The following is a 14,579-nucleotide window of genomic DNA, read 5'->3' as shown; positions in this document are numbered from 1 at the left end:
TCGCTAAGCAGTTAACGTACGCTCGACGAATGCGTCGTGATATCGATGAGTGTGCCATGCGCCGGGAAAAAAATCGCTGTACGGGTTGGTGTGGGGTCGACAGCGAACAGCGAAGCGTAGCGAGAGAGTTGCGATTGGTAGCTTAAGGCCTTTGAATGAAGGGCCTCCTGGGTGAGAGGCTGATCGGCCCGCAGGGTTTTGTAATCGATAATCCAACGGATGCCTTCATCAATGAAGATGCGGTCAATCACATGATGCTCAAATGCATCTTGAGTCTCAGGCTGCAGGCGGCTCATGGGGACTTCGCATGCGGCTGCCGTTCTCGGACCCAATAGCCAGCGACCTGCCTCGGATAACAAGGCACCCGTGATCTCCAGGATGACGTGTTGGGCAGCCATGCTTGCTTCATCCTGATGGTGGCCTTCCTGAATCAGAAGGCGTGTCATCACCGGCAAGAGTGCCGAGACCCGAGACACCGGCCAGGCTTCGAGCCCATCGTGGGCAATCGCTTCAAGATATCGGTGTGTCAGCGTCCCGATATGTCGGTCGATCAGGCTACGGGCAGTGCTTGTGAGCACGCCGGAGGATGGGGAGCTTGCTGTCTCGGGCAGAGGGCTCAATCGTGGCGCCATGTCCGTTGGTGACATGAGGTGGGTACTGTCAAGGCGAAACAGCGGTGGTATAAAGTGTTCTGGGTCGATCATGGATCGACTCAACGTATACGCTGCCGTTTCAGGTGCCTCGGCAGCGGCTGCCTGAAACTGCCCTGACAGTTCAGGCCACAGTGTTGCCAATAGTGAAGCCGTAGCAGGTTGGCGCAGGGTAGTCCGATCATCGGATTTCTGGTCGCGCTGCGCTACCCCCAGCAGATGCAGTGATCGTTCGGCGCGTGTGACCCCCACATAGAGCACCCGTTGAGCTTCATTAAGGCTCCGAGTTTTTTCCAGGTTTCTGAGCAGATCGTAGGCGCTGGGCAGCGAAGTGCTTGCAGCGCCGTTCGGTGCAATGGGGGCGACCACGAGGTGTTCCTGATCATCGTCCAGCAATACCGTATCCCATAACAGCAGGGCTTTATCATCGCCGGGTAGTCTTTTGTGCAAACCGGGGATGATGACCGTATCAAACTGCAGTCCCTTGGACTTGTGGATTGTCATCAATTGCACATGTTGGCTATCCGGCGATGTATCGGGGGCGGCAAAAAGGCGCTGTAGCCCCTCATCCAGATGTTCGAGATCAAGACTGCCCTGCCGATCCAGTTGGTCGAGCAATTTGAAATAAGCCTGCACATCGGCGACATCATTGGCCTCCTGAAGCGTGAAGTGACCACCGAGGCCACGCCAGACACACTCCACCCAACGTCTGGGACGCAAAAGACTGCGTGAGCTGTAGGCAGCTTGCAGTATCTGGCGCAGGTGTTTGAGGCGTTTCTGGCCTTCATCGGACATGGCGCTGATGCGGACCTCGTCCTGCATGAGCGCCCAGAGCGTCCGATCGTGGTCATCGGCGGCAAGCTGGTGCAGATCTTTCAGGCGCATGCCGCACCAGGGTGCACGTAAAATAGCTAGCCAGTGGATGCGGTCGCCCTGATGGTGAAGTGCACGGGTCAGGGAGACCAGATCCTGAATCGGTTGGCGAGCTGCCAGGGCATCAATTTCCACGGCCTGAAACGGCACGCGGGGTTCTTGGGCCTGCAAGAGCGCGACGAGGGTCGTGAGGTGTGAGCGGGCTCGAACCAGGACGGCCACACGGCCCATTGGCTGATCGACACGTGCCATCTGGATCAGCTCGAGAACACGCTGTGCTTCACGCTCGTCAGCGGGCGTTTGTGTCTGACCCAAGTCACTGTCGTCCACAGATTCGCCACTGATGATTGGGTGGATGAAGACACCGGACTGCACAGACGATGACTTTTTAGCCACAGCAGGGCTGAAGCAAACTGCGCCACGCATGGCATCATCGCGTTCCGAAAAGATCGGCCGGAAGGTTTGATTCACCCAGTCGACAATATTACTGGTTGATCGGTAATTGAGGTAAAGGCGAAGGGGTTCCGGCTGAATGTGGCCGATACCCTGCTGGCGCACGCGAATGAAGAGGCCGACATCTGCTTTGCGGAAGCGGTAGATCGACTGCATCGGATCGCCAACCAGAAAGAGTGTCTGGCTCCCGTCGGTTGACCAGCCAGCGGTCAGTTTTTCCAGAAGCGAAACCTGCGTCGGGCTGGTATCCTGAAACTCATCGACCAAAAGATGGCGAATCTGATAATCCAGTTGTTGGGCGAGATCCGTTGGGGCGTCTGATTCCCCGAGTGCCATCAACGCCCGCTGCGCGATTTCTGTATGGTCAACTGTTTTTTCTCGGATAAAGGCGAGCCAGAGCTTGCCGCTGGCTAACTTGAGTAGGTGCGCCAGATCACTGATGATCGCTGAAGCTTCCTCGTCGAGACGGGGCTCGGGTAGCGTCCGTATTCTGAGGAGCGCATTGGTCAGATTGAGACGGCTGATTTCAAGTAGCGCTACTTTGAGGCATTCTTTTTGTGCTTTATTTGCCGTGCCCGCCAGGTTGATGGGGGCACGGTAGTCTTTGCGTAATGTGCCGCTGCCCGTCAGGAAAAGGTCCGCCACGGCGCGCCAGTCAGCTAATACTGTAGCGTCAGCGGCTAAGGCCTCGCGCCACTCGGCAAGAATGTGAATGGATGCGTCAGGACTATTCGCTGCCGCATGTCTGGCCGCTGCCATCACCTCGGGCGTAAAAATAGGGTGGAGTTCCGCTGCAATGACTTTGAGCTCGCTGCTCACCAATCCGTACAGAACGCGGCTGATTTCCTGCTGCAATCCGGTGTGCTCTTGGCGGAATGCATATTTCTGCCACTGGTCACGTCGTTCGAGCATGGCCACAAGCATGGTCTGAAGACGGCTGTTATCGTTGTCGAAATAATCTAGGACTCGGGCAACGACTTCTGCGTCCTCGCTTTGATCGGTACTATCCAATAGGGCAACGGTTTCCTGTGCAGCGTGTTCATACAGCGGTTGGCACTCGGTACTTAGTGCTGGTTGGCTGCCAAAGCGTGAGAGCAAAGGCATCTGGCGGGCCAGGCTCATCGAGAGTGCGTCCAGCGTCATGATGCGCAGACGACCGGGCTGTTCCAGCAATTGCCAGCCGCATCGACTGTTTTGCTTCAGCACACCCTGGGCGAGCCGATACGTGATTTGCGAATGCTCGGGCGTGTCGGCGGCCAGAGGTTCTATCGCACGGCGCAGATTGGCCATGACCCGATCCCGCATTTCAGCGGCAGCTTTTCGTGTAAAGGTCAGTGCCACGACTTCTTCCGGCTCGGTTACCCGGGCCAGTAGTACCAGAAAGCGCTGGGTGAGCAATTCGGTTTTACCGGCGCCGGCCGGCGCGTCGACAATGAATGATTGTTCCGGGTTCAGAGCCTTGTCACGTGCTTCACGGTCGGCGGCTATCCGGGCTTCCGGTGTCAGTGGGGGCGTTTCGATAGCAGCGTACTTAGGCATCACGAGATTCCACAACAGCAGACGGTTGTTTAAGCAGATTTGCGCGCTCGGCCAGCCTCAGCAAAGGTTTGACATCGCAGTAGCGGAGGTCTTTGTCATTAGCAAAACGGACACCGGCGTCACCCCGGCAGACTTCTGCAGCGACCGCGTAGATGGCCTGTCTCCAGTGGTTCAGGAGGCTGGCCCAATCCGGGAAGCGCGTCGAATCGAATAGCCGGCGAGCTTTGTCGCTTTGCAGGTCTTCAATGCCGAGAGGCGTTTCAAGAGCTTCGCCAATGCCTTTGAAGCCCAGCTTGGCCAGATGCAGCTGCGCAAAGGCAACACCGGCGACATGACCGCCCGGCGGTTGGGCAATCGCCGCGTAAATGGGCAATTGGGGTTCTGTCAGCCGCGCTTGGGCCCAGTTTTTGGTGTCGATATTGGCGCCGGTCTTGTAATCCACAATCAGAATCCGGCCATCGTTTCGCTGGTCAATCCGGTCGATAAACATCCGTACTTCGATACCGCCGATGCACTCTTTGAATTCGTGTTCCGTGTGCAGCACGGTAAATGCATCTTGACGTTGGGCTTCGATCCCTAACCAGGCGATCATGAGGCGGCGTAGCCGTTGTTGTTCCAGTATGTGCTGCCTTGGTTTCAGAGGCTCGTGGCGTTTGTCGGCGTTAAATTCAGTCAACGCAAAATCGACCGCTTCATCGACGGCACCTTTCAGACCCGAAAGCACCAGCTGCTGGAGCGTCTTAAGATCCTGCGTTTTTTTCCAGAAGGCTTCCATCGCATGGTGAACCAGCGTGCCCCGTTGCCGCGCATCCAGACCTTCGCAGGGTGTTTGCAAGGCTTTGGCACCCAGTCGGAACTCGTAGTATCCCCAGGCCGGACAGACCGCCTGTGCGCGTAACAACCAGGTACCACCGCGGACCCGTTGGCCTTCTTCAACCGGCGGGGCAAATGTATCCTCGATGCAAGTCAGCATTGCTGGATCCCGGGAGAGTACGCTCTGGATCCAGGCAAGGGGCGGGGTTTCCGGTAGTGGGGTTAAGGGCAGATCGGCAATCAGGGCGCTCGGTTGTATGAGCGCCTCGCCTTCGCGAGCGGGAGCGCTGACCGTGATTTCGGGAGCGCTGCGGAAAAGGCGCGCCTGAATCTGCTGCGCAAAGCTCAGTTGCACACGCGCGCAGGCATTGGGCGCATTCTGGGCACGCTGCGCGCTGATGGAAAGTAAGGGATTGGGTCGTGCAACAGGGGGCCAGCTGTTTTCCGTGAGGCCTGCGATCCAGAGTGCGTCAAAACTCAGCCCGGTGGATTCGAGCATGCCAAGAATCTGGATAGGGGGGGTGCCCTGAGTTTTCGGCTGGAACAGTGTCTCCTGGCAAAGCTGTCGGATCAACGTCACTGCGCCGCATAGCGATAGTTTGCTGCTGATGTGCTCAAGACGTCCAAGTTCTTCCAGTGTTTCCTGAAAAGCCTGGCGCGTCTGAAACTCCAGGCTGTTCAGCGGTAATGCGTGGAGCCAGCCACAGGCGACCAGGGCTGATTCAATCTGGGCTCGCCACTCGGCGGGTGAACGCTCACCGCCCAAACGCGCAGAGGTGCGCAACAAGTGTGCCAGGTGCTGTCTTAAATTGGGCGCAAGGAGTTGCTGTTCCGTCAGTAGCCAGTCGGCAAAGTCCACATAACGACGTAATGGGGCTTTCAGTGCGACACTCGCACGATAGGCCACATCCAGACGCGCCCGGCTGTCTGCCTCTGTGCTGGCATCAGACCAGTAAGGGCTATGAAGCAGATGGGCGAAAACCGATTGCTCAATGTCACGATAGTTTGCCAGGATATCCAGCAGAGTCAGTGCGGTCTGCACCATCGGAGTCGCGCTCAGGGCCTGGCCGAGGCTGATATTAAAAGGTCGTTCCGGTTTGGCATGATGACTGATCAGCGGCATCGTGCTTAGCCGGTCTTCCAGTGCGTCCTGCAGTGGATACTGGTAAGCAGCCAGTTCCGGGACGACGACGCCCAAACGGACCCCGGGGTTCTCACGTAAATGACTTTGTGCCCACAGGGCAATTGACTGGCACTCGTCGTCCAGATCAATCGGCGCAACACGGCTGATGCATGACTTATGACTCGATTGAGCCAGTGTGACCAGATTAATGCCCGCAGCCGCCAGCTGTTGTTGTAGGCGCTGCTCGAGGATGGTGTAGTGGTCGAAGCCCGCAAAAACGACCTGGGGCTGAAGCAGTGATCTCGGGATGGCGGGCAGATGGTCAATCAGATACGCCTGCATACGGGTCGTATCAATCAGTTGTTGCGTCTGGCAACGCGCTTGAAAATCTTGCTGCCATAGCTGAAAGTGGGCTTGTTCTTCCGTCGCACCGGAAGACGGGTTGACCGGAATATTCCACTGAATCGACAGTCGATGTGCCTGACTGGCACGAGCCGCCAGTGCCGAAAGGTCGAATAACGGCTCCAGCCGGGTGTCCAGCGCTTCCTTAATGACCCCTTCCCAGATCAGCTTTTCCTGGAAGCTATTCAGTACGCGCAGACCGCTCAGCGCCGGGGGCAACAAGCCGCGCAGATCCAATGCGGCATGCAGGTTGCCGAGCCACAGATTGACGGTTGTCGCCTGCAGCGATTGCCATGCCTGTTGCTGACCGGCGGCCTCATCATGGCTGCGCGAAAGCGTCTTGGCCAGACGCTGTGTGGCACACAGAATCACGCTATTCGCTGTCAAGCCGGATAGCGGGACTTGGGGAAAATTGAGGGATTCAGAAGCTGTCATATCATCGTCTTATACGGTTAACATACTAGCTGAAGCAGCCCGAACTTGCTGCGCCTGATTTGATCTCCTCTTTCCTGCGGATGAACTATGACACTTGCTGATCTGACCCTGCAACGCAAAACCACCAAAGCCTTTGATCCCGATTTCCGGCTCAGCGATGCCCAGCTCAAGCAAATTCGTGCTTTGCTCCGGATGGCACCCTCCTCGACAAATGCACAACCCTGGCATTTCTTTCTGGCAACCAGTGATGCCGGCAAACGTCTGGTGGCCGCCGGTGCATCGGGGGACTTCGCCTACAATGAGCCGAAGATCATGAACGCATCGGCCGTACTTGTCATGTGTGCACGTGATGTCATGGATGAGGCCTATCTGCGCTCGGTCCTGGATCAGGAAACCGCGGATGGTCGCTTGGCCACGGAAGAGGCGCGACTCAACCAGCACAAGGTGCGCTCGGGCTATGTCCACAAGCATGCCCAGCACCCGGATGGCGTCCTGCATTGGGCGGCTCGTCAGGTGTACATTGCTTTGGGGTTTGTGCTGCTCGGCGCTGCCGATCTGGGCGTTAATGCCTGCCCGATCGAGGGCTTTGACGCGGCAGCCCTGGATCAGGCGCTTGATTTACCGGCGCAGGGCTTGAGAAGTCAGGTTCTTGTCGCACTGGGGCGTAGTGGCAGTCAGGACTTCAACGCGGCATTGCCGAAATCCCGTTTGGCTGAATCCGCCGTCATTACTGAGCTGTGAGCACGGATATGAGACCACTGTTGTCTTCGATACAGGGGGATATCGGCATCATTACGATGAACAACGATGCCCGGCGCAATGTCTTGTGCGAGGCTTTTGTTGATCAGTTAACCCTCATTCTCGATAGTTTCCGGGAAAACCGGATCCGCGTGGTGATTCTGCGGGCAAACAGCGGAGTGCAGGTCTGGTCCGCTGGCCATGATGTGGATGAGCTTCCGCCAGCAGGGCAAGACCCCTTGGACTGGGCCGAGATTCTGCCGCGCATGACGCGGACCATTCATAACTTTCCGTCGCCGGTCATTGCGATGATTGAAGGCTCGGTCTGGGGTGGTGCCTGTGAGTTGGCGATGGCCTGTGACTTGGTGGTGACCGCCACAGAAACGACCTTTGCCTTGACGCCCGCCCGCCTGGGTGTACCCTACAACATCAACGGCTTATCGACGTTTACGCGCGCCATGACGCCGCAGCTACTCAAAGAACTTTTATTTACCGCTGCCCCGATGCCGGCCGCGCGTCTGGCCAGTGCCGGGGCTGTTAACCATGTCGTCCCAGCAGAGACCCTGGAAGGGTTTTGCCTTGATCTCGCCGCAAAGATTCTGAAAAATGCGCCGCTGACCATTCGTGCTACCAAAGAAATGATGAATGTGCTGCTGGGGGCCCGTGATCTTTCGGCCTCGGAGTTCGAGCGCCTGGAAGAGTTACGTAAAGAGGTCTACAACAGCTCGGATTATGCAGAAGGGCTGGATGCCATCCGACATAAACGATCGCCTAAATTCCAGGGGTGTTAGTGGTTAACGCCGCTCAGACTTTTCTGGGGGCTTAGACGCATGGTCAGGCTCACGAGGCCGGTGCCAATAAAGCCAGCCCCATACGATCAGCACCAGCAATAAGGTGATCCCCAGTTCCAGAAATATGAACGCCGGCATGAGGCGGGGCGTAGGGCTTCAAGCCTCTACGATATCTTGCGCTCGGGCACTGTAGATGGCGGCGAGACGATAAAGCACCACAGCCAGAAGAACCTCGAAGACAAAATTAAAGCCCGTGGCCAAGTCCAGACCGGCCGCTTCTTGCTGGTTGCCCAGTTGGTATGTCCAAGGTGTCACTGCCAGCACCACCAGACAGACCAGCAAATTCACCTGGGGCTTCAGGTTCAGTCGCTGCGGTAGTGGCAGGGTAAAGCACCCGATAAGCAGCGCAATGGCTGCCGTGGTGCCGTTTTCCAGTGTCACATCGCGAAATGACGCAGAAATAGCAACCCCGTAAACCACCGCAACCAAGCCTAAAGCGACCAGGAAGGTCGCCAGGCCCAATGCCAGACGGCGTACAAGCTGCCGGTTGTCACTTCGGCGCTTTGGGGGCGTGCGCTTAGGCTGAGAGCGCCCCTGCTCTAAAGCGCCAGAAGGCAGTCGGAATCGCTCCGACGCATGTGGGTTCGGGACCAAGGTCTCAACCTTATCGGACCCGCGAGCCACCATGCTCAGGCTTGCAGAACGGTTTTCAGTGCTTTGCTGCGCGACTCGAGGTGTTTGATGCCAGCATCCGACAGCACCAGTGCTTTGGCGCGACCATCGGTGGGCGAGCGTTTCACATCAATCATGCCGCGTTCTTGCAGTTCGGTGACCTTACGATGTACCGTCGGACCAGTGCCAAACTGCAGGCTTTGAACAAGATCAGTGATCTTCACGGTTTTGCCGATCGCATTGGCTTCATGCATATAAGCCATGACTTCCTCGCAGCCGCTAAAACCAGTGTCTTCATTATTCGAGACACGCATGAAGTTCAGCAGACGTACATAAGGGTTCTTGGATTTCATCATCTATTTTCCATGAGGGGTGAAAGCTTTTGAAAGAAACTGTCGGAAATCTATACGCTTCCGTAGAGACAGTCTAGACGTTTTTTGGAGATTTGCAAAACAATTTATCATTCCCGTATGCGTTGTGGGGGAAATCAGTCATTGCGGCGGCTAATGACAGCGCTGGATGGTGCTGATCATGCTGCGGTCCGCAATTTCGTCAGTGCGGTTCGTATAAAAGCGAACGGACGAGCCTTCCCGGCTGGGGTTGACCTCGATGTACATCATCGGCACCTTGTTGCTGTCAGCGGCGAGCTTCTGGCTTGTTTGCAGGGCAAAACCTTTGTCGGTCTGGGAGGTGGTCAGGGCAAAATAGCCCGATTTGGCCCAGTGATCGTCAATGCATGTTGCCATGGCTTTGGGGCTTTCCGTGGTGAAGGTCGTGAAACGGGGCACGGTATTCTGTAAGTGGGCCGCCGACATATCAAATGATGCGCAGCCAGTCAGCACTGTGAAGATGATGAATAACAACGGAAATTTTTTCATGCAGCCATGCTACCGAAGGGTACTCGTTTACGGCAAGGCACAGCGCACAAAAAACGCGTCAGGTTCTAGCCGGTCGGGGAGTCTTGTAACGGTTATAGCCCCATAGATACTGGCTGGGCATCCGGCGGATCATGGCTTCCAATGCGGCATTCATTTCTGTGGCAGCGATGACCGGATCGTCGGAGAGCAGTGCCGTCATGGGTTCGACATGAAAATGATAGCCGCGGGCGTTAGCCAGACGCTCCAATCCGACGGTAAAGATCGGTGTCTGGCGCAGGCTCTGCATGCGCTGAACCAGCGTAATGGTATAGGCCGGTTGGCCAAAGAACGGCGCATAGACCCCATCGCCCTCCGCCGGCACCTGGTCTGGCAGAAAGCCGATGGTTTGTCCGCGCATCAGGGTCCGGACGAGGCCTTTAACCCCTTTCTGATTAGCGGGGACCAGTGTCAGCTGGGGCGAAAGGCGAATTCGGTTAATCAGATCCCCCAGCCAGCGCATTCGTGGCTCCTTGAAAATCACCGCGGCTGGGTGGCGCTGGCTATAAATGGGGCCGAGCATTTCAAAACACCCGATATGAGGTGATATCAGAATCAGCCCCCGGCCTTCGGCCAGGGTCTGTTCGATCAGTGGCCAGGCATCGCACGTGACGAGACTTTGCAGGCGGTTCGCGTTGCGCGGAGCCCAGAGATAGGGTAATTCCAGAAACATCTGGAGCAATTGCTGCATGGATTGACGCTGGAGTCTTTTGGAGGGTTGCGGATAAGCAAAAGCCATATTTCGTGCCGCCCGCTTTTTGTAGGTGCCCGGCATGATCCAACCGACCCATCCCAGCAAACTGCCCAGTCGCTGCAGCAAGATGAGCGGCAAAAGCCCCAGTGCGCGAAAGGCCGCAATTACCAAAAAGGTTGCCAAACGATTTGCCATCAAAGCTCAGACGTAAAAACGCACTCCGGAACAACCGGGCACGTTGGTGAGTCATGCACGGTGACTTACAGAACGGGCAGTCTCTGAGCCGATCGCTGTAAGCGTTGTATGGCGTCATTCTACGCTAAAGCAGGGTTTGGCCGGGTTGTGTATGATCTTTCCTGAGCTTCTCTCTGAGAAGACCTGTTTCTTCGGATCGCCATTGTGAAAAACCGTTTGGCCAGAATCCTGCTGGCATTGTTTTGTGTCTGTACCTTGCCGGCATGGAAGGGTCTGGAGCGCCAGCCAGCGCTACCCCCAGTCAGCGCTAACGAGGCCATCGTGGGTGGGATGCCTGATGTTCGGTATGCCATTTATCAGCGCTCAGGAATCGAGAATCTGCTCAAGGATCTGGAAGCCACGCTGCGCGTCATGAACCGGGATAAACCGGGGGCACCGATCAACTATCTGTCGATCTCCGGTGGTGGTAGCCGAGGAGCCTTTGGTGCTGGGTTGCTGAACGGCTGGAGCAAGCACGGCAACCGCCCAGAATTCAATATGGTGACAGGCATCAGCACGGGTGCCCTGATGGCCCCCTTTGCTTTTCTCGGCCCTGCCTATGATGCGCCGCTCAAAGAGCTTTACACCAATATCACGGCACAAAACATCTACAAAAAACGCAATTACACAGCCATTCTGCTATCCGATGGCCTGAGTGATACCAAGCCACTGTATGAGCTGATTGCTCGCCAGATTACCCCCGAATTACTCCGTAAAGTTGCCTACGAATATCAGGTTCGTCATCGCTGGTTGCTGATAGGCACGACCAATCTCGACACCGGACAACCCATTATCTGGAACATGGGCAAAATTGCGTCGTACGACACGGCCGAAGCGTTGATGCTGTTTCGTCAGGTGATGCTCGCCTCAGCGTCGCTCCCGGGTTTCTTCTCTCCTGTCATGTTGAATGTGGTTTTCGACGGACAGCACTATCAGGAAATGCACGTCGACGGTGGCGTGAGCCGGCAGGTCTTCATTTACCCGGCGTCGCTGTTTCACGAAACGGGTGCCTATAAATTGCTGGAAGGTCGGAAGCGTGAAGCCTACTTTATCCGGAACGACATTCTGGAGGCTGAAAAATATCAGACGGTCGAGCGGCAAACATTGGCCATCGCAAACCAGGCGCTAACGCAATTTGCGCATTCACACGGGGATGGAGATATTCTGATGGCTTACCTCACCGCCCGCCAGGATGGGTTTGGATTTAATATGGCATTTGCCACTGACGATTTCGTCCACAGTACCCCTGATCAGCGCTTTGATCGGGATTACATGGTTGCGTTGTTCAACTACGCGGAAGGGCTGGCCGAAAAGGGGTACCCCTGGTCCAAAGTCCCCCCGGGACTCAATGAATCCTTATCGACCAGTCTGTTGAAATACCGCGAGGTGATCAATGGTGAGAATGGTAAAAAATAAACGACCCGGCTTGTGGCGCGCCGCTGTCGCCGGCCTATTCATCGTACTGAGTCTTTCAGCTTGCAGTCAGGAGAAGACAATGACCCCACCAAGCACTACTGATAAGCAGCCGCTTGTCCTGAAAAATACGCCTCCGTCTGCAGAATCCGTCGTCCTTGGTTTGGGCTGTTTCTGGGGTGCCGAAAAACGTATGTCAGAACTTGCCGGCGTGCTGGATGTGGAGAGTGGTTATGCCAATGGCGATATCCCCGGCACCTATGAGGCGGTACTCGCCCATGAACGAGCCCTGCAGTACGGCAGGGCGCAGGGCCGCAATCATGCGGAAGTCGTGAAAGTGACCTTTGATCCTGCACGTGTCACGCTGGCACAAGTGCTGGCCCGCTTCTGGGAAAGCCATGACCCGACCCAGGGTGATCGGCAGGGTAATGATGTGGGTTCCAATTATCGGAGTGCTATTTACACGCAGAGCGATGTGCAGCAGCAAACAGCGCTGGCTACGAAATCGCGCTACCAGGAGGCTTTGAGTCGTGCCGGCAAGGGCGCCATCACCACTGAAATTGCACTGCTCACGGCGTATTATTCGGCGGAGGATTATCATCAGGATTACCTGAAGAAAAATCCCAATGGCTACTGCGGATTGGGGGGCACCGGGGTGCCCTACCCTCAGGCGGGTGGGGGTCAGGCAGTGAGCGCAGCAACCGACAAGCCGCTCGTGGGCAGCGTCTTAACCCAGACGCGGCAGCTGGTCGTGTTTGAAGCGGTCGATTGTGCCTATTGCCGGCAATTCAAAAAAGAGGTGCTGGATGATTGGGCCTCCGAAGTACCGGTGGTCACCACCTTGAGTACCACCCCACCCACGGGCTGGCGCTTGGAGAAGACACTATTTGCCACCCCGACGATCGTACTTTTTGAAAAGGGCGTGGAGGTCTCACGCTATACCGGATACAACGGTGATCAGAAACGTTTCTGGCACTGGCTGGGGTTTCAGCTGCTGACACCGGAGCAGCGCCGAATCGCCTTTGAACAGGGCACGGAATACCCCGGTACCGGTTCGCACCTTGATGAAAAACGGCCGGGCACTTTTGTAGACCCGATTACCGGTGCCGCATTGTTTCGGAGTGATACGAAATTCAACAGTGGCACGGGCTGGCCCAGCTTTTTCAATCCCGTCCCGGGTTCAATCACCGTGCACGAAGATAGTTCGCATGGCATGAAGCGTGTAGAGGTCCGTAGTGCCAGCTCGGGCATCCATCTCGGCCATGTCTTTGATGACGGCCCGCCGCCATCCCATAAACGGTACTGCATCAACGGCAATGTGCTGAAGTTCGTGCCGGATCAATAATCGACGACAATCAACCGGCAATACGATCTCAGGCAATTTATAGGAGCTCAACGTGACACCGCTGCGTATTTATCTGGAACAGGACGATATCCCCACCCACTGGTACAACATCGTTGCTGACATGCCCACTGCGCCAACAGTGCCGCTGGGGCCCGATGGCAACCCCGTATCACCGGAAGCCATGGGGGCCATTTTCCCAGGGCCGATTCTCGAGCAGGAAATGTCGGCCCAGCGCTGGATTGAGATTCCTGATGCGGTACGTCAGATCTATGCCCTTTGGCGGCCGGCACCGCTGTGCCGCGCGTTGCGCCTGGAGCAGGCCTTAGGGACGCCGGCAAAGATTTTTTACAAGTACGAGGGTGTGTCGCCAGCCGGCTCTCACAAGCCTAATTCTGCTGTACCTCAGGCCTATTTCAATAAAATTGCGGGCACCAAACGCTTGACCACGGAAACCGGGGCTGGGCAGTGGGGGTCGTCCATTGCCTTTGCTGGCCAGATGTTTGGCCTACCCGTCCGCGTCTACATGGTGAAGGTCAGCTACGAACAAAAGCCGTTCCGTCGTTCGATGATGCAAACCTGGGGGGCCGAAGTCTTTGCCAGCCCGTCCAATCTGACCAATGCCGGTCGTGCGGCGTTGGCGGCCGATCCGAATTGCCAGGGGTCGCTGGGTCTGGCCATCTCCGAGGCCGTAGAAGAAGCGGCATCCGAAGCCGGTACCTGCTACACGCTGGGCTCGGTACTCAACCATGTGGTCTTGCATCAGAGCATTATCGGACTCGAGGCCAAAAAACAGTTTGAAAAAGTCGGCCTGTACCCGGATGTGATCTTTGGCCCGTGCGGCGGCGGTTCAAGCTTTGGCGGGGTGGCGTTCCCGTTTCTCGCCGACAAGGCCGCGGGCGATCAACGGGCTGCGAACCTGCGTTGCATCGCCGTCGAGCCAACCTCATGTCCAACCTTGACCAAAGGGGCTTATGCCTATGATTACGGGGATGCTTCTGGCTACACCCCGATCATGAAGATGTACACCCTGGGTCATGACTTCATGCCTCCGGGGATTCATGCGGGGGGACTGCGTTATCACGGTGACTCACCGCTGGTCTCGCAACTCCTGCATGAAGGTTTGCTGGAGGCTGTTGCCGTACCGCAAGTGGCCACCTTTGAAGCCGGTGTGCAGTTCGCGCGGGCCGAAGGCATTATTCCGGCGCCGGAATCGTGCCATGCTATTCGCGCAGCCATCGATGAGGCCCTGCGTTGCAAAGTGACCGGTGAGCCGAAGACAATTCTGATTGGCCTCACGGGGCATGGCCATTTCGATATGGCTTCCTACGATAAGTACTTCACGCATCAGTTGGAAGACTACGAATATCCGGCGGATGCCATCACGGCATCGCTGGCGCATCTGCCTAAAGTTGGCGCTTGAGCCTTGGTTGAAGTGCCGGCTAGCCGGAGCCTCGATGATGCTGCACTGCGGATTTGTTTTGCCTATGCCG

11 protein-coding genes are annotated in these 14,579 nt (G+C 56.6%); 5 read left to right on the top strand and 6 right to left on the bottom strand.

Annotation, left to right across the window (positions count from 1 at the left end):
* Positions 1 to 11 precede the first annotated feature (11 nt).
* Entirely contained in the window at positions 12 to 3,515 is a 3,504-nt protein-coding gene (locus tag AC3GOJ_RS00125) for a UvrD-helicase domain-containing protein (protein ID WP_488235418.1), read from the bottom strand.
* The gene (locus tag AC3GOJ_RS00120; RefSeq protein WP_488235417.1) at positions 3,508 to 6,288 is read right to left on the bottom strand and encodes a PD-(D/E)XK nuclease family protein; all 2,781 of its coding nucleotides are present in this window, start codon (positions 6,286 to 6,288) and stop codon (positions 3,508 to 3,510) included. Before AC3GOJ_RS00120 ends, AC3GOJ_RS00125 begins: the two co-directional genes overlap by 8 nt.
* An 87-nt stretch (positions 6,289 to 6,375) precedes the next feature.
* Between AC3GOJ_RS00120 and nfsB the strand changes: the two genes are divergently transcribed.
* Together nfsB and scpB are read left to right on the top strand one after the other, a co-directional pair.
* Positions 6,376 to 7,029 (top strand): oxygen-insensitive NAD(P)H nitroreductase, encoded by a 654-nt coding sequence (gene nfsB, locus AC3GOJ_RS00115; protein WP_488235416.1) that lies wholly within the window; start codon positions 6,376 to 6,378, stop codon positions 7,027 to 7,029.
* Positions 7,030 to 7,049: 20 nt separating this feature from the next.
* On the top strand, positions 7,050 to 7,817 hold the full coding sequence (gene scpB / locus AC3GOJ_RS00110) for a methylmalonyl-CoA decarboxylase (RefSeq protein ID WP_488235415.1): 768 nt from the start codon (positions 7,050 to 7,052) through the stop codon (positions 7,815 to 7,817).
* Positions 7,818 to 7,973: 156 nt separating this feature from the next.
* Here the strand turns inward: scpB and AC3GOJ_RS00105 are convergent, their stop codons facing one another.
* The 4 genes from AC3GOJ_RS00105 to AC3GOJ_RS00090 form a co-directional block, all read right to left on the bottom strand.
* Positions 7,974 to 8,504 (bottom strand): hypothetical protein, encoded by a 531-nt coding sequence (locus AC3GOJ_RS00105; RefSeq protein WP_488235414.1) that lies wholly within the window; start codon positions 8,502 to 8,504, stop codon positions 7,974 to 7,976.
* A 2-nt stretch (positions 8,505 to 8,506) separates the two neighbouring features.
* Complete coding sequence (locus AC3GOJ_RS00100) at positions 8,507 to 8,845, bottom strand: MarR family transcriptional regulator (RefSeq protein WP_488235413.1); 339 nt, start codon at positions 8,843 to 8,845, stop codon at positions 8,507 to 8,509.
* Between the two features lie 147 nt (positions 8,846 to 8,992).
* Positions 8,993 to 9,367, bottom strand: a complete 375-nt coding sequence (locus AC3GOJ_RS00095) for a hypothetical protein (protein ID WP_488235412.1) — start codon at positions 9,365 to 9,367, stop codon at positions 8,993 to 8,995.
* A gap of 58 nt (positions 9,368 to 9,425) precedes the next feature.
* Positions 9,426 to 10,292 carry a lysophospholipid acyltransferase family protein gene (locus tag AC3GOJ_RS00090; protein ID WP_488235411.1) on the bottom strand — a complete coding sequence of 289 codons (867 nt, stop codon included), beginning with the start codon at positions 10,290 to 10,292 and terminating at the stop codon, positions 9,426 to 9,428.
* A gap of 204 nt (positions 10,293 to 10,496) precedes the next feature.
* On the opposite strand from AC3GOJ_RS00090, the gene AC3GOJ_RS00085 reads away from it, so the two are divergent.
* From AC3GOJ_RS00085 to AC3GOJ_RS00075, 3 genes are read left to right on the top strand one after another with little or no spacing between them, the layout of a single operon-like run.
* Complete coding sequence (locus tag AC3GOJ_RS00085; protein ID WP_488235410.1) at positions 10,497 to 11,747, top strand: patatin-like phospholipase family protein; 1,251 nt, start codon at positions 10,497 to 10,499, stop codon at positions 11,745 to 11,747.
* On the top strand, positions 11,725 to 13,089 hold the full coding sequence (gene msrA / locus AC3GOJ_RS00080; RefSeq protein WP_488235409.1) for a peptide-methionine (S)-S-oxide reductase MsrA: 1,365 nt from the start codon (positions 11,725 to 11,727) through the stop codon (positions 13,087 to 13,089). Before AC3GOJ_RS00085 ends, msrA begins: the two co-directional genes overlap by 23 nt.
* 52 nt (positions 13,090 to 13,141) lie before the next feature.
* Complete coding sequence (locus AC3GOJ_RS00075; protein ID WP_488235408.1) at positions 13,142 to 14,509, top strand: TrpB-like pyridoxal phosphate-dependent enzyme; 1,368 nt, start codon at positions 13,142 to 13,144, stop codon at positions 14,507 to 14,509.
* Positions 14,510 to 14,579 lie beyond the last annotated feature (70 nt).

The organism is Fluviibacter sp., from assembly GCF_057744235.1.
This window is presented reverse-complemented; position numbering and strand designations above follow the sequence as displayed.